Annotated in this window: 25 protein-coding genes; all 25 read left to right on the plus strand. The window is 63.7% G+C overall.

From position 1 onward, the window contains the following. Positions 1–2 precede the first annotated feature (2 nt). The 25 genes from C7451_RS09090 to C7451_RS09195 all read left to right on the plus strand — a co-directional run bounded on the left by C7451_RS09090 (position 3) and on the right by C7451_RS09195 (position 18040). Complete coding sequence (locus C7451_RS09090) at positions 3–521, plus strand: terminase small subunit (protein WP_110298647.1); 519 nt, start codon at positions 3–5, stop codon at positions 519–521. Between the two features lie 160 nt (positions 522–681). Further along, positions 682–2064: a phage terminase large subunit gene (locus C7451_RS09095; RefSeq protein ID WP_110298648.1), complete on the plus strand. Its 1383-nt coding sequence runs from the start codon at positions 682–684 to the stop codon at positions 2062–2064. 60 nt (positions 2065–2124) lie between these two features. After that, on the plus strand, positions 2125–4011 hold the full coding sequence (locus tag C7451_RS09100; RefSeq protein ID WP_167398491.1) for a phage portal protein: 1887 nt from the start codon (positions 2125–2127) through the stop codon (positions 4009–4011). Continuing rightward, complete coding sequence (locus C7451_RS09105; RefSeq protein WP_110298650.1) at positions 4011–4346, plus strand: DUF3307 domain-containing protein; 336 nt, start codon at positions 4011–4013, stop codon at positions 4344–4346. The genes C7451_RS09100 and C7451_RS09105 overlap by 1 nt, the downstream gene beginning before the upstream one ends. Beyond that, entirely contained in the window at positions 4346–5197 is an 852-nt protein-coding gene (locus C7451_RS09110) for a phage minor head protein (RefSeq protein WP_110298651.1), read from the plus strand. The genes C7451_RS09105 and C7451_RS09110 overlap by 1 nt, the downstream gene beginning before the upstream one ends. 202 nt (positions 5198–5399) lie before the next feature. Beyond that, positions 5400–5570: a hypothetical protein gene (locus C7451_RS19950; RefSeq protein WP_167398492.1), complete on the plus strand. Its 171-nt coding sequence runs from the start codon at positions 5400–5402 to the stop codon at positions 5568–5570. Then, positions 5570–5752, plus strand: a complete 183-nt coding sequence (locus tag C7451_RS09115) for a hypothetical protein (protein WP_110298652.1) — start codon at positions 5570–5572, stop codon at positions 5750–5752. Before C7451_RS19950 ends, C7451_RS09115 begins: the two co-directional genes overlap by 1 nt. 55 nt (positions 5753–5807) lie before the next feature. Further along, the gene (locus tag C7451_RS09120; protein WP_110298653.1) at positions 5808–6929 is read left to right on the plus strand and encodes a DUF2213 domain-containing protein; all 1122 of its coding nucleotides are present in this window, start codon (positions 5808–5810) and stop codon (positions 6927–6929) included. Between the two features lie 12 nt (positions 6930–6941). After that, positions 6942–7397, plus strand: coding sequence for a structural cement protein Gp24 (locus tag C7451_RS09125; protein WP_110298654.1), 456 nt, complete (start codon positions 6942–6944; stop codon positions 7395–7397). A gap of 15 nt (positions 7398–7412) precedes the next feature. Continuing rightward, the gene (locus tag C7451_RS09130; RefSeq protein ID WP_208625174.1) at positions 7413–8366 is read left to right on the plus strand and encodes a DUF2184 domain-containing protein; all 954 of its coding nucleotides are present in this window, start codon (positions 7413–7415) and stop codon (positions 8364–8366) included. Positions 8367–8376: 10 nt separating this feature from the next. Then, positions 8377–8574 (plus strand): hypothetical protein, encoded by a 198-nt coding sequence (locus C7451_RS09135; RefSeq protein ID WP_110298656.1) that lies wholly within the window; start codon positions 8377–8379, stop codon positions 8572–8574. A gap of 74 nt (positions 8575–8648) precedes the next feature. Continuing rightward, the gene (locus tag C7451_RS09140; protein WP_110298657.1) at positions 8649–9020 is read left to right on the plus strand and encodes a DUF4054 domain-containing protein; all 372 of its coding nucleotides are present in this window, start codon (positions 8649–8651) and stop codon (positions 9018–9020) included. Further along, positions 9013–9390, plus strand: a complete 378-nt coding sequence (locus C7451_RS09145; RefSeq protein ID WP_110298658.1) for a hypothetical protein — start codon at positions 9013–9015, stop codon at positions 9388–9390. Before C7451_RS09140 ends, C7451_RS09145 begins: the two co-directional genes overlap by 8 nt. Then, the gene (locus C7451_RS09150) at positions 9387–9791 is read left to right on the plus strand and encodes an HK97 gp10 family phage protein (RefSeq protein ID WP_167398493.1); all 405 of its coding nucleotides are present in this window, start codon (positions 9387–9389) and stop codon (positions 9789–9791) included. The genes C7451_RS09145 and C7451_RS09150 overlap by 4 nt, the downstream gene beginning before the upstream one ends. After that, positions 9788–9985, plus strand: coding sequence for a hypothetical protein (locus C7451_RS19765; protein ID WP_146215328.1), 198 nt, complete (start codon positions 9788–9790; stop codon positions 9983–9985). The genes C7451_RS09150 and C7451_RS19765 overlap by 4 nt, the downstream gene beginning before the upstream one ends. Next, entirely contained in the window at positions 9927–10370 is a 444-nt protein-coding gene (locus C7451_RS09155; protein WP_110298660.1) for a DUF3168 domain-containing protein, read from the plus strand. The genes C7451_RS19765 and C7451_RS09155 overlap by 59 nt, the downstream gene beginning before the upstream one ends. A 49-nt stretch (positions 10371–10419) precedes the next feature. Then, entirely contained in the window at positions 10420–10641 is a 222-nt protein-coding gene (locus C7451_RS09160; protein ID WP_110298661.1) for a hypothetical protein, read from the plus strand. 40 nt (positions 10642–10681) lie between these two features. Next, the gene (locus C7451_RS09165) at positions 10682–11128 is read left to right on the plus strand and encodes a phage tail tube protein (RefSeq protein ID WP_110298662.1); all 447 of its coding nucleotides are present in this window, start codon (positions 10682–10684) and stop codon (positions 11126–11128) included. A 4-nt stretch (positions 11129–11132) separates the two neighbouring features. Continuing rightward, the gene (locus C7451_RS09170; protein WP_167398494.1) at positions 11133–11576 is read left to right on the plus strand and encodes a GTA-gp10 family protein; all 444 of its coding nucleotides are present in this window, start codon (positions 11133–11135) and stop codon (positions 11574–11576) included. 17 nt (positions 11577–11593) lie between these two features. After that, positions 11594–11746: a hypothetical protein gene (locus C7451_RS19955; RefSeq protein ID WP_167398495.1), complete on the plus strand. Its 153-nt coding sequence runs from the start codon at positions 11594–11596 to the stop codon at positions 11744–11746. 25 nt (positions 11747–11771) lie between these two features. Further along, a complete protein-coding gene (locus C7451_RS09175; RefSeq protein ID WP_110298664.1) occupies positions 11772–14378 on the plus strand; it encodes a tape measure protein in 2607 nt (868 codons plus the stop codon). Beyond that, on the plus strand, positions 14375–14980 hold the full coding sequence (locus C7451_RS09180; RefSeq protein ID WP_110298665.1) for a hypothetical protein: 606 nt from the start codon (positions 14375–14377) through the stop codon (positions 14978–14980). The genes C7451_RS09175 and C7451_RS09180 overlap by 4 nt, the downstream gene beginning before the upstream one ends. Then, complete coding sequence (locus C7451_RS09185; protein WP_110298666.1) at positions 14977–15642, plus strand: hypothetical protein; 666 nt, start codon at positions 14977–14979, stop codon at positions 15640–15642. Before C7451_RS09180 ends, C7451_RS09185 begins: the two co-directional genes overlap by 4 nt. Beyond that, positions 15639–16046: a DUF6950 family protein gene (locus C7451_RS09190; RefSeq protein WP_110298667.1), complete on the plus strand. Its 408-nt coding sequence runs from the start codon at positions 15639–15641 to the stop codon at positions 16044–16046. Before C7451_RS09185 ends, C7451_RS09190 begins: the two co-directional genes overlap by 4 nt. Then, positions 16046–18040 (plus strand): phage tail protein, encoded by a 1995-nt coding sequence (locus C7451_RS09195; protein ID WP_110298668.1) that lies wholly within the window; start codon positions 16046–16048, stop codon positions 18038–18040. The genes C7451_RS09190 and C7451_RS09195 overlap by 1 nt, the downstream gene beginning before the upstream one ends. Positions 18041–18063 lie beyond the last annotated feature (23 nt).

Raw genomic sequence — 18063 nt, forward strand, 5'->3', positions numbered from 1 at the left:
GCATGGCGCTGACACCGAAACAGGAGGCTTTCGTCAGGGAGTACCTGATTGATCTCAACGCCACGCAGGCGGCCATACGGGCGGGCTACAGCGCCAAGACGGCAAAGCAGCAGGGGCAGCGTCTGTTGACGAATGTTGACGTGCAGGCCGCCGTTACGGACGGTCAGGCCAAGCGCGCCGAGCAGACCGGTATCGATGCCGCCTATGTACTCAATCGCCTTGTCGAGATCGACCAGATGGACGTGCTCGACATCCTGGACGATGCCATGAGCCTGAAGCCCGTTTCGGACTGGCCCAAGGTCTGGCGGCAATACCTCTCGGGGGTGGATGTAGCCGAGATGTTCGAGGGCAGCGGGGATGACCGCAGGATGGTCGGCATCCTGAAGAAGATCAAATGGCCGGATAAGGTCAAAAACCTTGAATTGATCGGCAAGCATGTCGGGGTGCAGGCGTTCAAGGACAAGATCGAGCACAGCGGCGAGATGTCCATCAACGTGCTGCCCGAGGATGCGGCGCTGTGAGCCCGCGGAACGCTTTGGGTGCGACAATACTCACAATGTTCGGGGTGATCATTTTTATGATCATGCATCACGCAATAGGCCCCACGCTTGGCCCGCTGGCATTCTTTGGGTCAATCGCTTTGGCTGCGTTGCTGATTAAGGCGGTCGATTTGTTGATTGAATGACCACCGCCCCTGCCCCTGCCACTATCGGCCACAACGGCGGCCCGCCGATCGCCAAGCTCACCCCTAAGCAGCGCCTCGCCAACAAGCTGCTGGCGTCGGCAGCAACCTACATCATGCTGCGCGGCGGCTCGCGCTCGGGCAAGACCTTCCTGCTGTGCCGTGCGATCGTCCAGCGAGCCATCAACGCGCCTGGCTCCCGGCATGTGATATTTCGCTTCCGGTTCAACCACGCCAAGACCAGCATCTGGGCCGATACCCTGCCCAAGGTGCTCAAGCTGTGCTTCCCGACACTGCGCGTGCGGTTCGACAAGAGCGATTTCTACGTCGAGCTTCCGAACGGCTCGCAAATCTGGATCGCCGGCCTGGACGACAAGGAGCGCGTCGAGAAGGTGCTGGGCGCGGAATATGCGACCCTGTACTTCAACGAGAGCAGCCAGATTCCGTGGTCGTCGGTCGAAGTGGCATTGTCTCGCCTTGCGCAGAGCGTCGAGCTCGCACCTGCCATCGCCGCTGCCACGGGGCGCACGCATCTGCCGTTGAAGGCCTATTTCGACTGCAACCCGCCCTCCAAGCTGCACTGGTCCTACCAGATGTTTCGCGCGAAGGTGAAGCCCGGCACCAAGGAACCGCTGCCGAACCCCGAAGACTATGCCGAGATGAAGGTCAACCCTTCCGACAATGCCGAAAACCTGCCGCCCAAATATTTCGACGTGCTCGCATCGATGTCGGCCGCCAAGCGCTTGCGGTTCGAGGCTGGGGAGTGGGCTAGCGAGATCAACGGCGCGCTCTGGTCGCTGGAGGATCGCACGGCCCCGGATGGCAAGACCATTCCGGGCATCGATGCCAACCGCGTTGCCACGGCACCCGACATGCGCCGCATCGTCGTCTCGGTTGACCCGTCCGGCACGCGCGGGGATGGCGGCGGGGACGACATCGGTATCGTCGTCGCGGGGCTGGGCATCGATGGCCGGGCCTACATCCTGCACGATGGAACCTGCCAGCTATCGCCCGAAGGCTGGGGGCGGCGCGCGGTTGATCTCTACCACCTATACGAAGCCGATCGCATCATCGGCGAGCGCAATTACGGCGGAGACATGGTGCGGTTCACGGTGGCTACGGCGGACAAGAAGGCGGCGTTCAAGGAAGTGGTCGCATCGCGCGGCAAGGCGGTGCGCGCCGAACCCATCAGCGCGCTCTACGAGCAGGGCAAGGTCAGCCATGTCGGCACCTTCCCCGACCTCGAAGACCAGATGTGCAATTTCACGCCCTCGGGCTATGTCGGCGAAGGCTCGCCAGACCGGGCCGATGCGCTGGTCTGGGCGCTGACCGAGCTGATGCTCGACTCGAACTATTCGTACGACCTATCCAACGCCCTCTAGACGGCGGTAACACCCGCGCGCGATCCGGCATACCCCCGCATCATGGGTAATCTGCTGACCATGGCGAAAGACCGCCTGATGAACGCCATCGCGGGCACGGGCACAGGTCGCGACCCGCGCACGGCGAACGCTTACACCGCCGTCCCGATGAACCAGCACCAGATCGCGGCCGCCTATTCCGGCTCGCCGCTGATGCGCAAGATCGTGCAGATTCCCGCCATGGACATGGTGCGCGAATGGCGCGAGTGGAAGCTGGACGCGGAGCAGATCACCGCGGTCGAAGCGCTCGAAAAGCGGCTGATGATCCGGCAGAAGGTCCGCCAGGTCGAGGTGTTGCGCGGCATAGGTGGCGGCGCTCTCATCCTCGGCCTGCCGGGCAATCCGAGCGAGCCCGCGCCCGAGAATATCAGCCGCAACCAGCTGGCCTATGTCAATGTCGTCTCGCGCTGGCATCTCGGTTTCAGCCAGTACCAGGAAGATGCCCGCGAGCCCGGTTATCTCGATCCGATCATGTGGACGCTGACCGGACAGGGCGGGCAGCAGACCCTGCACCCCTCGCGCGTGATCCCCTTCCGCGCCGACACCACCGCCTCGCTCGCCATGATCACCAATACCGGGCATGACGCCTATTGGGGCGAGAGCACGGTGCAGCAGGTGCTCGACGCCGTGCAGGATAACGACAGCGCCCGCTCATCGTTCGCGGCGCTGGTCAACAAGGCGCGCACCCTGCGCATCGGCATCCCCCGGCTGATGGAGCTCGCCTCGACGCAAGCGGGCACGGACCAGGTTTCCGCCCGCATGTCGATCCTCGCCATGGCCGAGAGCATCCACAACGCCTTCATCTACGACGCTGGCGATGCCGAGGGCAAAGGCGGCGAGAAGATCGACGACAGCAGCTACAGCTTCGCCGGGGCAAAGGACATTCTCAACAGCTACGGCGAGTTCGTCGCGGCTGTGTCCGACATTCCGGCCACCCGCCTGCTGGGCCGCGCACCCGAGGGCATGAACAGCAGTGGCGAGAGCCAGCAGACCGACTGGAACAAGAAGATCCGGGCGATGCAGGAACTCGACCTTGCACCGTGCCTCGAGCGATTCGACCGCTACCTGCTGCAATCCGCAATCGGCAGCGTTCCCGATGGGCAATGGTACGAATGGGCGCCGCTCGACTTGCCCGACCAGAAGGCCGAGGCGGAACGACGCAAGGCCGAGGCCGAGACGATCAAGATCATTCAGGAAACCGCGACCATCCCCGACCGCGCGTTTGCTCAGGCGGTGCAGTCGTGGGCGATCGATGAGGGCATGTGGCCCGAGCTTGAGGCTGCGCTGATGCCGCTTTCCGATGATGAGCGATATGGGCTGGAGCAGGCTGACCCGAGCGATGATGATCTTGGTGGCAACTCAGCGGAAGGAGGTGATCCAGATCCAGCGAACGGCGCGAGCGTGGACGATTCGCGCCGGATGAACGACGCCACCCCGCGCCCGCTCTACGTGCACCGCAAGCTGCTCAACAGCGCCGATCTGATCGCATGGGCCAAAGCGCAGGGAATTGCTACGACCATCGACGGCAGCGACATGCATGTCACCATCGCGTTCAGCCGCCAGCCCATCGACTGGCTGAAGGTCGAGGCGAACGACTGGAACGAGGAAAAGGACGGTACGCTCGTCATCAATCCCGGCGGCCCGCGTCTGGTTGAGCGACTGGGCAAGGATGGCGAGGCCGTGGTGCTGCTGTTTGGATCGTCGCGCCTCTCATGGCGGCATGAACAGATCCGCAATGCCGGTGCATCATGGGATTGGCCGGAATATCAGCCGCACGTCACGATTTCCTACAACGCGCCCGAGGTGGATGTGGACGCGATCGAGCCCTATCGCGGTGTCTTGCGGTTCGGGCCGGAAATCTTCGAAGATTTGGACGATGATTGGAAGGCCAAGGTCAAGGAAAGCTGATGATGAACGACCCCGCCTTGATGCTTATCGCGCTCATCGGCGCTCACTGCCTGTTCGACTATGCCGGACAGGGCGATTTTATGTCCAAGGCCAAGAACCGCACGACAGCCATCCCCGGCGTGCCGTGGCAGACCGTTCTTGCCAGCCATGCTGCAATCCATGGCGCAGCGGCATCGCTTATTACTGGCGTCTGGTGGGTGTTCTTTGCCGAGGCTGCCATTCATTTCATGACCGACGATGCCAAGTGCCAGGGCAGGATCAGCTTTAATGCCGATCAAGCAATCCATATCGGCTGCAAGCTCGCATGGTGGGGCCTCGCCATAGGTTTGACCTGATGGCGTCCGTTGACCTCGCCACCCTGACCCGCCGCGCCAAGAACCCCCGCCGCCGCGTCATCACCCTGCGCCCGATCACCCCGCCCGCGCTACAGGCGACCGCGCTCTACACCAGCGTCTACGCCCCGGTCATCGCCATCTGGTCCGCCTCGCTGGAAAGCATCACCGCCGCCTATGCGCAGTCGCTGAGCGAGCTGCAAACCGACGCCCCGGCTGATGTCACCGCGCGCATCGAGGCCGCATCGTCGTCCGTATCTGGCGTCATCGTGTCGCTGCGGTTCGCGATCGGGCGCTGGTCCGAGAGCGTCGAGGCATGGCATCGCAGGCGGTGGATTGGCAATGTGCTGACTGCAACGAATGTGTCGCTGGAAACCCTCATCGGCGCATCGGACGTTCGCGCAACCCTCGCCACCGTGATCGAGCGCAACGTCGCGCTCGTGTCGTCAGTTTCGGACGAGACCAGGCGCAGGATCGCGGATGCCGCCTTTCGCGGGCTGACCGAGCGCAAGCCGGCTGCGGAGTTCGCGAAGGAGATACGCGGGTTTGTCGATATGTCGCGCCGCCGCGCCAAGAACATAGCCGCTGACCAATTGGTAAAACTTGGGTCAGAGCTTAATCAGGAGAGGCGACGGCAGGCTGGCATTGATTCCGTGGAATGGGTCAGCTCGGGCAAGATCAATTATCGACCTGAACACAAAGCGCGCAACGGCAACCTGTATTCCGAAAACGCCGATCGCATAGGCCAAAAGTATCAGGGCAAGATCATCAAAAAGCCACCCCCGGCAGACGATCGCGCTGGCGTGCCAATCAACTGCGCATGTACGGAAAGAGCAGTTTTGATTTTGGATTAATGGCCATCTATGCTACTTAATTCGGGCTGGAACAGTGGTTGCACACTGCCCAGCCCTGACCACAAACGAAGGATGATTTCGATATGGCTAATCGACCAATATGCACCGCGCCAGGATGTGACAAGCCCTGTGGACTAAAGATGCTTACGGGTATGGCGAGGATCTTAAAGGCCCCGGCACAATCGGGGTTGATGGGTGGGTGTTGCCAGAAGATATTGTCCGCGCCGTCCTGACCGCGATCCGGAAGCCGGATGAGGCGATGGTTGAAGCTGGGGTTCTTGCGCCAAACTATCTAGAAGACCAGAGCTCAAAGCGCGGCTGCGCCAACATCTACACCGCCATGATCGACGCCATTCTGGCAGGGGGTGAGTGATGGGTGATCGGCGACATGGGGATTCCCATATCGACCTTTCGAAGGCCAACCCGGCGCGCGTGATGCAGGGCATTGCCGAACATATCGTGCCACCGCACATGCGCGGCGATGATTGGGATGCCCGATGGCAGGCAATGGCCGACTATTGCGAGCAGCCAGCGGAGATAACCACTCCTACCTGACTGTACCCTAAGACGGCGGTAACGCCCCACCCGACCACGGTTTATCCCGTGGGGCATGATCGCATTCGACCATCTGACGCTCGACGCTCGCAAGACCACCAAGGAAGGATTCTTAGCGGTTCGAGCCCGCGCAGCCAGGACCGGCCTCTACGATTACGCCGGGTCCGAGGTTGACCCCGATAACGCCCACGGCCTGCGCGACAAGGCGGTGGTCAAGGTCTATCGCAGCGGCGACCAGGTATTCGACCGCGCCAGCATTGCCAGCTTCATCGGCAAGCCCATCACCAACGATCACCCCGCAACCGCAGTGACCGCCGACAACTGGCGCGAGCATGCGCGCGGGACCGTCATGGGCGCTGTCCGTGATGGCGAATATGTCTCGTTCGACCTGATGCTGACCGATGCCGCCGCGATCGCTGCGGTCAAGTCCGGCAAGCGCGAGCTGTCGAACGGCTACCAGACCACGCTCGACTTTACCCCCGGCACCACGCCCGAGGGGCACGCTTACGATGTCAAGCAGACGGCCATCGTCGGCAATCACATCGCCCTGGTCGATCGTGGTCGCGCTGGCCCCGAATGTCGAATCGCCGACGCCATCGCTGTTTGTGACGCCAACCCTGCGGCAGTCGCCGCGCTTCAAGAAGGAAATGCCGTGAAGAAGATCACATTGGACGGCCTGCAGGTCGATCTGTCGGACGCCGATGCGGTGTCTGCGGCCATCGCCAAGCTGCAGGACAAGGCGAGCACCGCCGAAGCCGCGCTGGCGGATGCGAATGCCAAGCTCTCGACCGCAGCCGGTGAAAGGGCCGCGCTGGAAAAGCAGCTGGCCGACGCCAATACCAAGCTCGAGCCCGCCTCGCTCGACAAGCTCGTCGCCGATCGCGCCGCGCTGATCGTCAAGGCGAAGGCCGTCAAGGCCGACATCGTGACCGATGGCAAGACCGATGCCGATATCCGCAAGGAAGTCGTGACCGCCAAGCTGGGCGATGCGGCTGCGGGCATGGATGACGCGGCGATTTCCGGCGCCTTCGCGGTGCTTTCGGCTGATGTGAAAAAGGCCACGCCGGAAATCCACAATCTGCCGAGCGTGACCGCCACCGATGCGCAGTCTGCCGAAGCCAAGGCGTTCGCCGATTCTGTCGCCAACCTCAACGCATGGCGCAAGGCCAAGGCTTAAGGAGAAACCGAAATGCCTGCACTCCAGACCACTTATCCGCTGAACCAGGATGCCGGTTTTCCCGGTATGCACGCCGACATGGCCGAGTGGGACGCGCGCACTCGCACCGCAACGGCCGCGATCAATTTCGGCGTCCCCGTCCAGCGCAATGGTGCGGAAGGTTGCCAGACCCTCGCATCCGGCGGCGAATACATCGGTATCGCCGGTGTCCGCCGCGTGACCAACGCATCCGGCGACGGATATGCCGCTGGCGACAACGTGCCGGTCGCAGATGAAGGCTGCTTTTTCGTGTTGGCCGATGCCGCCATCGCGGTCGGTGCCGCCCTCAACTTCAACACTGCGTCCGGTCGGTGGACCACGGCTGCAACCTCCGGGACCGTCATTGCTGTGCCGCAGAGCGAAGCGGAAACCGCTGCATCCGGTGCCGGTGCAATCTTCAAGGTGCGGCTGCGCCGCATCCCCTCGTAATCAAGGATTATGACGATGCAGCTTAACGACGCCGCAGCATTCAACTTCGTGGTGGCTCAGGCGGCCACGATCAACCCTATTGTCTATGAAACCCGCTTCCCGGAACTGCCGTGGAATGAGCTGGTGTTTGTGGACACCAGCGCACCCGAATGGACGCCGGGCATCATCACGTTCAGCTCGACCACCGTTGGCCAGGCTCGCTGGTATTCGGGCGGCGCAAAGGACGTTGCCAAGGCCGACATCGCGATGGACAAGGTACAGCAGGCCGTCCACATGGCCTCGATCGGCTATGGCTACGACCTTGAGGAAGTCGGTCAGGCCCAGCTGCTTGGCGTCGGTCTGACGGCTCGCAAGGGCGTTGCGGCTGCGCGCGCCTACAATGAGTTCATGTGGCGCATCTCGCAGACCGGCGATGCTGACAAGGGCTTGAAGGGTCTGGTCAACCAGAGCGGTGTCAGCACCGGCACTGCGCCGGCTGATGGCACCGGCTCTGTCACGACGTGGTTCGACGCTGGCGGCGTTCGCACCAAGACCCCAGCGCAGATTCTCCGTGACTTCAACAACGTCATTGTGGGCATCTTCACCGGCTCGAACACCGTCGAAATGGCCGATACCGTGCTGCTGCCGTTCGCGGTGCTGGCATGGCTCGGCGCGACGCCAATGAGCGACACGAACAGCGAAACGATCCTGTCGTTCATCCAGCGGAACAACTATTACACTCAGCAGACTGGTCGCCCGCTGACTATTCGCGGCGTGCTGGGCCTCGACACCGCTGGCGGTTCGGGTACGCGCCGTATGGTTGCATATGCCAACCGCGAGGACGTGGTGGTTCTGCATCTGCCGATGCCGCACCGTTTCCTGCCCGTCTATCAGGACGGCCCGACCAGCTACGAGATGCCCGGCATCTTCCGCACCGGCGGCGTCGATGTTCTGCGCCCCGCAGCATTCCGCTATCTCGACGGCATCTGAGGGCATCGCGATGATCATCAAGAACATCACCGATGGCCCGAAGGTCGTCAACAGCCTGGTCGGTCCCGTCACGATCCCGGCAGGTGGCGAGGCGACTGTGGAACTCAACGAGGCAGAGCACGACGTTGCGATGCTGATGGGCTGGTTCGAGGAAGTCGATGCCAAGCCCAAGGGCAAGCAGGCGGCAAAGCCCGACGCCGCCGAATAACCGGCTCAACCGGGGGGATTGGGGGCCGCTCTCGCTCACGGGCGGGTGCGGCCTTCCCCGTTTAAGGAACAACCATGGCTTACACCGCGCCCACGCCTGACCAGTTCCGCGCCCGCTACTCTGCGTTCGCCGCGCTCGACAATGTTGCGATTCAGGTCTGGCTCGACGAGGGGGAAACCGAGACGGCAAGCTGGGCAGACGACACCCGCGCGCGTGCGGTGATGGCCTATGCGGCGCATCGACTGGCAGAGGGTGGGCAAGGCACCGGCAACATCGCAGCGGGCGTGACCAGCTTCAAATCGGGCACGTTCAGCGCGACGATCACCGACGCCGCAGCATCGCGCACCGGGTACGATGCCACCGTCTATGGCCGCGAGTATCTGGAACTGATGCGCCGCAATTTCGGCGGCCCGCGTCTCGCATGGACACCCCCTGCCCGTGCTTGACCAGATCTTCGCCAATCTCGCCACGAGCTTCTCGGAGGCATTCGGCGGGCCGTTCATCGACGCGACGGCTTCGTGGCCCGGCACTCCGGTCTATGACGACGGCGGCTCGATCGTGACGCCCGGGACGCCGGTTGATCTGCCGTGCCGGGTCCAGTTCGACAGCGCAACCACAGCCATGCGCCAGGCCGAGGGCTTTCTGCAGACCGATGTGCGCATTCTGGTGCTCGGCGCATCGCTCGCGGCAACCCTGACCACCGAGGCAAGCATCGTGGTGGCAGATGGCCCCCGCGCCGGCACCTGGTCGCTTTTGAGTGCCGAGCGTGACCCCGTGGGCATCGGTTGGGAATGCGCTGGACGGCTGATCGGATGAAGGGCCGCCGCAAGCATACCGATCGGCTCAAGAAGCTGTCGAGCAAGCGCGTGATCCAGATCGCGGGTGCGATTGCCTATGAGGGTGCCGACATGATCCGCGCCGAGGCCTTCCGGCTTGTTTCCGCTGGCAGCGTCTCGGGCAAGGGGCATGTGCCGTCACGCCCTGGTGAGCCGCCCAACCGCGACACCGGCGTGCTGCAGGCGAACATGGAATCGGTGCAGACAGGTGCGCTGACGGCCGAGTTCAGGTCCAAGGCCGAGTATGCCCGCGCGCTCGAGTTCGGCAACTCAAAGATGGCGCAGCGCCCTTATGTTCGGCCCGCGCGCGACAAAAAGCTGCCCGAGATCCGCAAGCGCTATGTCGAGCAGATGAACAAGCTGGTGAAAGGAAGCGGATGAACATCAGCCTGAAAGCGCCGTGGACCTATCGGACGCCGCTGGCCACCGTCACCTATCCCGCTGGCACGCACGACGTTGCCCAGCCCATCGCCGACGCCGCACGGGCCGCAGGCGCACTGATCGAGGAGGAAGCCGATGGCCAAAGGATTGCAGCGCCTGCTGCGCCGCGCCGTGCTCGTTCGCCTAAAGGCTGACCCCCAGCTGACCGCACTGGTCCCGCCCTCGTCGATCTATGGTCAGGCCGTGCCCAGCTCGCGCCCGTGGCCCTTCATCAAGCTCGGCCCACCGCTGACCCTGCGGCTGCGGCAATCCTGCGTCGATGGCGGCACGATCACCATGGACGTGCATGCCTTCGCCAATGCCCGCAAGTCCGGCTCGCAGACCGTCGAGACAGCCGAGGATCACGCAAGCCGCATTGGCGAGCGCATTGAGGCGGCGCTGAACGACAACCGGATCGAGCTCGACACCGGCATCACGGCGCGAATCCGCCTGTCCGACATGCAGCTGCTGCAGGACGACGAGCCCGAGGCGTTCCATTATCTGGCACAGATCACGGCGCGGGTGCTGGCGCAGCCCTGACCGCAGTGTTATGCTGCCTGCCGTGGCAACCCCTCCTCCCATTGATCCAGTGATCGAAGTGCTGATCGCGCAACTGCTGAAATCCGGCGCGCTATCAGGTGCCGACCTGTCCAACATGGCGAACCGCCTGGAAAGCATCGGGATGGACGATGCTGCATTTGCGCTGAATTTCCTGCCGATCGCAAACGCCATGGACGAGCCCGACGAGCGCCGCGCCGGATTCGAGGTGATCGAGGGCGGGGCATTGGACGGCGGTAACGAAGGCGACTGACAGCACCTAGAACGGCTCTGACTATCCATAGGAGCCGCAGATGTCCGTGCCCAATGAAAGTGATTTTGCGCTGATCAAGGTCGGCAATGGTGCCAGCCCCGAGGTTTTCGCCGCAATCTGTGGCATCGAAAATGTCTCGATCAATCGCGTCGCCAACACCACCGACCGCAATCGCCGCGACTGTGCCAAGCCAGGCGCGCCCGGCGTGCGCCGCTCCAAGACCACATCGAAGCAGATGGACATCACCGGAACGGGCGGTGTGGACAAGGCTGATATCGATGCATTCGACGATGCGCTGGGTGTGGTCAAGAACTACAAGGTCGAGCTCTACAAGTACGACGGCACCGACACCGGCGCACTGATGGGCACCTTCGCGGGCGCGTTCAACCTGACCAGCGCCAATATGTCGCTAGACGCCAATGGCGACAGCAGCGGCGAAATCACCCTCGCCAGCGATGGTGCCTGGACCTGGACTGCCGCAGCCTGATCCGATGCAAACCCGCGTCGAAATGCCGTTCGGCGACGGCGAATATGTGTTCTGGCTTCCACTTCCACAGGTGGTCGAACTCGAGCGCGTAACCGGACGCCCCATGCTGGCGATCGAAGAAAGCCTGCGTCAGGCAATCGGTGGCACTGGCGACGGCGAATTGTCGTTCCTGGGTGGCGGCTCGGCCAATGCAAAGGACGTGCTGGACGTGCTGCGGCTCGGCCTGATCGGCGGCAATTCCGGCATGGTCGATGGCGAAGAGGTCGAGGTCGGGCCCATCCGCGCCAAGCAGCTTGTCGAGCAATACGCCTACCCCGCCCGCCCGCTCTCCGAGGGCGTCGTTCAGGCTTGGCGCGTGCTGTCCGCCGCGATCTTCGGCGTCGAGCTTAAAAAAAAAGCGGAACCGGACCCCGGCGAGAACCCGAGCGATACCGAAAAGGACAGCTGATCGCCAACTGCGGCGCGATGGGGCTCGACTGGCGCACGCTCGACCTGTCGGATTATCTCGAAGCGCTTGAGGCGCACAACGAGGCTCACAGCAGCGAGAAGCCCGAACGGCAGGCCAGTGACGGGCTCAAACGCTTTCTCGCTGCGCACAGGGACGGCGGTAACGGGTAATCCGAAGGCGGTGTAGCCATCCGACATGGCCGCCGAAATCGACCCTGTTATCCTGGAGCTGCACGCCAAGGTGGATCGCTATCTCGGCGATGTACGGCGTGCGACCAAGACCGTAGACCAGCAACTCGGGCTGCAAGAGCGCCGGGTGCGCGATCTGGAAGCGCAGATGCAGCGGTCCAGCGGGGCCATCGGCTCGTCGCTCAAAGGACTGGCCGCCACCTTTGCGACTGCCTTTACGGGCCGCGAGCTCGTCAACATCATCGACAGCTATACCCGGCTGCAAAACAGCCTGAAGGTCACTGGCCTGGAGGGTGAGAACCTGGCTGCGGTGCAAGAGCGGCTGTTCGCCGTCGCGCAGAAAAACGGCGTCGAGCTTGAGGCCGTGGGGCAGCTCTATTCGCGCGCCGCACAGAACCAGAAAGAGCTCGGCGCTTCCACGTCCGACCTGATCAACCTCACCAGCGCGGTCAGTGCATCGCTGCGCATCTCCGGCACGAGCACGCAGGAAGCATCGGGCGCGCTGCTACAGCTTGGCCAGGCGCTGGGCTCGCCTCGCGTTCAGGCGGAGGAGTTCAACAGCCTGCTCGATACCATGCAGCCTCTATTGCGCGAGGCCGCCAAGAATATCGAGGGTACCGGTGGCACGCTCGCGGGCCTGACCCAGCGTATCAAGGACACCAATGGACCTGGCGTGTCGAACGTCGAGCTTTTCAGGGCGATCATCGCTGCATTGAGTGATCTGGAAAAGCAGGCGGCATCGTCAACCTTGACGATCTCGGGCGCGTTCACGACGCTCAACAATGCGCTGACCACCTATGTCGGCGAGTCGGCGGAGGCCAATGGCGTCACAAACGCGCTGGCGACTGGAATCCAGAAGCTCGCCGAAAACCTTGATACGATCATCCCGGCCATCACGATCATCGCCGGACTTGTGGCTGGCCGCTTTGCAATCGGGCTCGCAACGGCGGCTGTAAACGCTGCTGCGATGCGCGTCGTCGCGCTGGGCCTTGCCGCTTCCCTTAACGGCACCGCAGCCGCCGCCACGCTTGCGGGCCGATCCTTGCTCGCCGCATTTGGCGGGCCGGTGGGGCTGGCTATCACCGCTCTGGCGCTGGGCATCGGCTATGTCGCAACCCGCACGGAAGAAGGATCGGTTGCCGCCGGCACCTATCGGAAAGCACAAGATGCTGCTGCCGAGGCATCGCAGAGGGCGAGCGACGCCGCTGACCGCCTGGCAACCGCAACGGGTCGGGCACGCGAGGAAGCGCTGGCCAACGCAAAGGCGGTCCGCGAGGAAACCAAGCAGAAGCTGGCCAGTGCGCAGGCGAGCCTTATTCTTGCCGCTGCCGAGGCACAGCAGGCCAATGCGTTTGCCCGCCGAGCGCGTGCCACTGGTGGCCTTGCCGCTGCCGATCCTCGCGTTGCTCAGGCGGGTGGGCGAAGGCTGGCCGATGCTGCCGCTGCACGCGCCGCTCGGGCAGATGCGAACGAGCGCGCGGCATTCACGTCCGTGCAACAGCTTGAAGCCTCGCTAGGCAAGATCAACGCCGCCATCAACTCAGTGCCCGGCGTGGCGAACGTCGCGGCCCCGTCGAGCCGTGGGCGCGGTGGTTCGAGCGGCGCATCATCTGGCGGCCTTACCGATTCCGATATCCGCCAGACCGCAGACAAGGGCCGCGAGCTTGGGCGGTCCATCGTCCGCTCGCTGGAACTGCTCGATCAGGAAACTCAGAACAAGTTCGACCTTGCCACGGCGGCCAACGAAAACGAACAAGACCTCGTGCGCGCCAGCCTCGCGCTCGCCACGACCCGCGAGGACCGCGCACTGCTCGAGAACCGGCTGCTCGACCTTCAGGCGAGCCAGCGTCAGGCGGAACAAGAGTTGGTGCTGTCCCTGTTGCGCAGCACCGAAGTCCAAGAGCGCATGGCGCAGGCACGTCTCGCCATTCTGCCACAACTTGAAAAGCAGCTGCGCCAAGAAACCGAGCTTGCCAACCAGTCGCCGGGCCAGCGCTTCCTGCGCGACCTGACCATCTCGGGCAACAACATCAACGATCAGGTCGAGGGCATCGCGATCGATGGCCTGCAGAACCTGAACGACCAGCTCGTCGACGCCATCTTCAATGCGGAATCGCTCGGCGACGTATTCAGCAACGTGGCGAAATCGATCGTCGCCGACCTGCTGCGCATCGCGATCCAGCAGGCCGTCATTCGTCCGCTGGCCGAGAATCTGTTCGGTGGTGGCGGTGGTGGAGGAGGCGGCGGCGGCGGATTCCTGTCGTTCGCCAGCAGCATTGCCAGCATTTTCGGCCGCGCCAGTGGTGGCCCCGTCGCGCCCGGTCAGGTCTACCGCATCAACGAGGGCGCATCCCCTGGCCGCGTCGAGGGGTTCGTCGGGCCATCGACCGGGGGAAACATCGTGCCGCTCGGGCGCATGGACGCCATGCGCGGTGGTGTCAGCCAGCGAGTGGGAGGCACGATCCGGCTGGAGCTTTCCGGCGACATAGACGCGCGCATCGCCAATGTCTCGGGCCCGATCGCGATTGAAGTGGTGCGCGTCAATGCGCCTGGCATCGTCGAGTTGTCTGCCGCCGAGACCGAGCGGCGCTTGAGAAGGCCGAGGCTGGGATGACCGAAGTATATCTCCCCGACGATCCCGGCGCATGGGAAATGACCTCGCTCGACCTGTCCGTGCCCGGTCAGCAGAACCGATCAATCTGGACCGGACGGCGGCAGATCATCGGCCTGCCCGGCGCCGAAGTTTGGGCAGCGCGCATTTCCATCGTCGACATTACGACCGAGGAGCAGGAACGCGCCTGGCGTGCCTTCCTGCTGTCCCTGCGCGGGCAGCAGAACTGGTTCCGCCTGCCCCTGCCCTGCAACCGCCATTACGGTCCCAAGCCGCTGGTCAATGCCGCGACGGGCGACGGATACAGCCTGCCGCTCGACGGCATGGCTCCCTCGACCCGCATCCTGCGCGCCGGTCAATTCATGACCGTGCCGCTGCCGTCTGGTCACTGGCGCACCGTGGGGCTGACCGCGGATCTGATCACGAACAGCAGCGGCCAGGCGACGGCGCAATTCGAGCCAGCGCTTAACGAGGTGCCTGCTGATAATGCGGTGGTCGAGACTGGCGATCCGTTCATTCCCGTGTCCAATGCGGATGCCGGGTTCTCGCTGGCCTATTCGCAGGCCGTATCCGGCACCGAGCTTTCGCTGGTGGAGAACCTGTGAGCCTCCCCGACAGCACAGCAGCGGCCGCACTCGATGCCCGTATCATCAAGCCCGTGTGGTTCGCCTTTCTCGACATCGATGGCGACCCGGTGCGCGCGAATACCTCTGGCGCTGACTGGACGCCGAGCGGGACGGGCGACCCTGACCTCGACGGCCAGCTCTTCACCGGCATCGGTGCGGCGTTCGTCAATATCTCGTCGGTGCAGGTGCGCGAGGGTGGCAGTGAAAGCGTGACGGCGGAACTGTCTGGCCTGCCCGGTATCGACGACGAGACGCTGGCCACGATCGGCGACCGCGCCAACTGGCAGGGCCGTGTCGCCCGGCTCTGGCGCATCATCCGCAACAGCGCGAATGTCCAGCAGGGCGGATACCAAGCCTATTACACCGGCTACATGACCGCGCTCGACATTGGCGGGAATGATCAGGGGCAGATCATCCGGGTCACGATCGAGACATATCTGGCAGCCTTCCGCGCCGCGTCCAACCGGACATATCTCGACCAGGAACGATACGACAGCGGCGACCTCTCGGCACGGGCCGCTATTGCCATCGCGAACGGCATCAATGCGAACCCGGCGACCGCAGGCACGGGTGGGGCTATCATTGGTGGGCCGAGTTTTGGGATTGGCGGAGGCTTCGGCCCGCCACCGTTCGCACAATGATCGCGCGCCGATCCGATTGGGATGCCCGGCTGTCCGAGTACCTGGCCAGCGTGCGGCGCAAGCCATTTTCGTGGGGCCAGCACGATTGCGCCCTGCACAGTGCCAACGCCGTCCTCACCATGACGGACACCGACATCGCGGCTGCATTCCGGGGGCGCTATTCGACCGCGCAAGGCTCTGTGCTGGCCCTGTCGCGCTATGGTGCCGGGACGCTCGACGCGACCGTTGACACAATGCTGCCTACTATCCCGCCCAGCCATGCCCGGCGCGGCGATCTGGTCTGGACGGGGGAAGCACTCGGCGTCTGTGACGGCACGACCGGGCTGTTCGTCGGGCAGGAAGGTGAAGCCGAGGGACTGGTCACCATCCCGCGCGCCGCCTGGCAACGAGCCTGGAGGGTCTGATGGCGAAGGTTCTCAAGGTCGCGGCGCTTGCGGTTGGCGCAGCTGCCGTCATCGTGGCAACGGGCGGGGCCGGCATTGGGTTCTTGGGCGCGGCGGCCGCTGGTCTGGCAACCGCTGGTCTGAGTGCGGGCCTGCTGATTGCGGCATCCACTGCCCTGTCAATCGGCGCCTCGCTGATCGCGAAGAAGCCGCAGGCTCCCCGCAACAGCCCGGAAGCGATCAACCGCCTGAATGCCAGTATCGACCCGCGCACGCCGCGCAAGATCGTGTTCGGTCAGACCGCGATGGCGACCGATATCCGCGACCAGGAATATACCGACAACCAGACCTACCTGCATCGCTTCATCGTGACGGCCAGCCATGCGGTGCAGTCGATCGACGAAATCTGGTTCGACGAGAAGCTGGCATGGACATCGGGCGGCGGCGCGCAAGGCGAGTTTGCGGGCTATCTTGACGTTGCCACCCGCACCGAGGGCAGCGCAGTGAACGCCATCAATATCAGCGCTCGCATGGGCAGCACCCGACGCTATACCGGCCTCGCCTATGTCCATCTGCGCTTCAAGCTGACCGGCAACACCAAGAGAACCGACAGCCCGTTCGCGCAGTCCATCCCGTCGCGCATCACGATCCGGGGCAAGGGTGCGAAGGTCTATGACCCCCGCCTCGACAGCACTGTTCCCGGCGGCAGCGGCTCGCAACGCGCGGATGATCAATCGACCTGGGCTTGGGATGATGACGCTGCCCGCAACCCGGCACTGCAACTGCTCTGGTATCTGCTGGGCTGGCGGATCAACGACAAGCTCGCGGTGGGGCTCGGCATTCCGCAGGAACGCATCGATCTGGAATCGTTCATCGCGGCGGCCAATCTGTGCGACGACGAAATCTCGCTGGCAGCAGGCGGGACCGAACCGCGCTACCGCAGCGATGGCGTGTTCTCGGAAGCCGACAGCCCCCCCACGGTCATAGATGCCCTCAAGGCCAGCATGTACGCCGATTTCGATGACGTGGGCGGCAAGCTGCGGCTGTTCGTGTTCTACAACGACCTTGCCGTTCCGCAGGCCAGTTTCGACACCGGCAATGTGCTCGGCGAGTTCGAGTGGCGGCAGACGCCGGCGCTCGACGAGACGTTCAACATCGTGCGCGGGATCTTCACGGACCCCAGCGATAACGCGCTCTATCAGCCGGTGGATTATCCGCAAATCGAGCTCGACAGCGTGGACGGCATTGATCGCATCGACACCTTCGACTTGCCCATGGTCCAGTCTGCCAGCCAGGCGCAGCGGCTCGCCAAGCAGCGCTTGCAGCGCCAGCAGTTCGGGGGGGCATTCACCTGCACATTCGACGCGACTGGCTGGCGCATCCGCAAGAACAGCCCGATCGAGCTCTCGTTCGCGCCGCTGGGCTGGGTGGACAAGCTCTTTCGCGTTGCCGAAATGGAGCATCGGGTGGACGGCACCGTGCCTGTAGTGCTGCGCGAGGAAAGCCCGCTGATCTATGCCTGGGACGAGGAGGAACAGCCCCCGGTGCAGGCCGCGCCGCCCTCGACCTATGATTTTGGCAAGAACCCGATCGTGCAGGGCATCGACGAAAACGCTGCCGCTGGTGCGCTGGCCAACAGCTACACCGCTGGGCTCGCCGGCAACATCACGCAGGCCGATGCGGGCAGCGACGTGACCGTGACGATCCCGACGCATACCAGGGTCTATACCGGTGCCTTTCCGCAGCGATCGGTCACGGGAGGCACGATTACCGGCCTCGACTATGAGACCGATTATCTGATCTATTACGATGACCCTGAACTGGACGGCGGCGCGGTCACCTATCAGACGACGACGATCGCAGCTGACGCCTATTTCAGTTCGGACCATCCTTGGCGTCATTTCGTGGCGCGCGTCACAACGGTTGCGGCTGGCGGTACTGGCGGCAGTACCGGTGGCAGTGGCCCGCCTGGCTCTGGTGGATGGGACGGCGACCCCGGAACCCAAATCCCGTGATGGGACGGCGGTAACACGGGGCC

This window comes from Blastomonas natatoria (genome assembly GCF_003201955.1).
GTDB classification, from domain to species: Bacteria; Pseudomonadota; Alphaproteobacteria; order Sphingomonadales; family Sphingomonadaceae; genus Blastomonas; species Blastomonas natatoria.

Coding starts and splice junctions, on each gene's coding strand:
- C7451_RS09090 (WP_110298647.1), top strand. CDS start 3: ATGGCGCTGACACCGAAACAGGAGGCTTTCGTCAGGGAGTACCTGATT.
- C7451_RS09095 (WP_110298648.1), top strand. CDS start 682: ATGACCACCGCCCCTGCCCCTGCCACTATCGGCCACAACGGCGGCCCG.
- C7451_RS09100 (WP_167398491.1), top strand. CDS start 2,125: ATGGCGAAAGACCGCCTGATGAACGCCATCGCGGGCACGGGCACAGGT.
- C7451_RS09105 (WP_110298650.1), top strand. CDS start 4,011: ATGATGAACGACCCCGCCTTGATGCTTATCGCGCTCATCGGCGCTCAC.
- C7451_RS09110 (WP_110298651.1), top strand. CDS start 4,346: ATGGCGTCCGTTGACCTCGCCACCCTGACCCGCCGCGCCAAGAACCCC.
- C7451_RS09115 (WP_110298652.1), top strand. CDS start 5,570: ATGGGTGATCGGCGACATGGGGATTCCCATATCGACCTTTCGAAGGCC.
- C7451_RS09120 (WP_110298653.1), top strand. CDS start 5,808: ATGATCGCATTCGACCATCTGACGCTCGACGCTCGCAAGACCACCAAG.
- C7451_RS09125 (WP_110298654.1), top strand. CDS start 6,942: ATGCCTGCACTCCAGACCACTTATCCGCTGAACCAGGATGCCGGTTTT.
- C7451_RS09130 (WP_208625174.1), top strand. CDS start 7,413: ATGCAGCTTAACGACGCCGCAGCATTCAACTTCGTGGTGGCTCAGGCG.
- C7451_RS09135 (WP_110298656.1), top strand. CDS start 8,377: ATGATCATCAAGAACATCACCGATGGCCCGAAGGTCGTCAACAGCCTG.
- C7451_RS09140 (WP_110298657.1), top strand. CDS start 8,649: ATGGCTTACACCGCGCCCACGCCTGACCAGTTCCGCGCCCGCTACTCT.
- C7451_RS09150 (WP_167398493.1), top strand. CDS start 9,387: ATGAAGGGCCGCCGCAAGCATACCGATCGGCTCAAGAAGCTGTCGAGC.
- C7451_RS19765 (WP_146215328.1), top strand. CDS start 9,788: ATGAACATCAGCCTGAAAGCGCCGTGGACCTATCGGACGCCGCTGGCC.
- C7451_RS09155 (WP_110298660.1), top strand. CDS start 9,927: ATGGCCAAAGGATTGCAGCGCCTGCTGCGCCGCGCCGTGCTCGTTCGC.
- C7451_RS09165 (WP_110298662.1), top strand. CDS start 10,682: ATGTCCGTGCCCAATGAAAGTGATTTTGCGCTGATCAAGGTCGGCAAT.
- C7451_RS09170 (WP_167398494.1), top strand. CDS start 11,133: ATGCAAACCCGCGTCGAAATGCCGTTCGGCGACGGCGAATATGTGTTC.
- C7451_RS19955 (WP_167398495.1), top strand. CDS start 11,594: ATGGGGCTCGACTGGCGCACGCTCGACCTGTCGGATTATCTCGAAGCG.
- C7451_RS09175 (WP_110298664.1), top strand. CDS start 11,772: ATGGCCGCCGAAATCGACCCTGTTATCCTGGAGCTGCACGCCAAGGTG.
- C7451_RS09180 (WP_110298665.1), top strand. CDS start 14,375: ATGACCGAAGTATATCTCCCCGACGATCCCGGCGCATGGGAAATGACC.
- C7451_RS09190 (WP_110298667.1), top strand. CDS start 15,639: ATGATCGCGCGCCGATCCGATTGGGATGCCCGGCTGTCCGAGTACCTG.
- C7451_RS09195 (WP_110298668.1), top strand. CDS start 16,046: ATGGCGAAGGTTCTCAAGGTCGCGGCGCTTGCGGTTGGCGCAGCTGCC.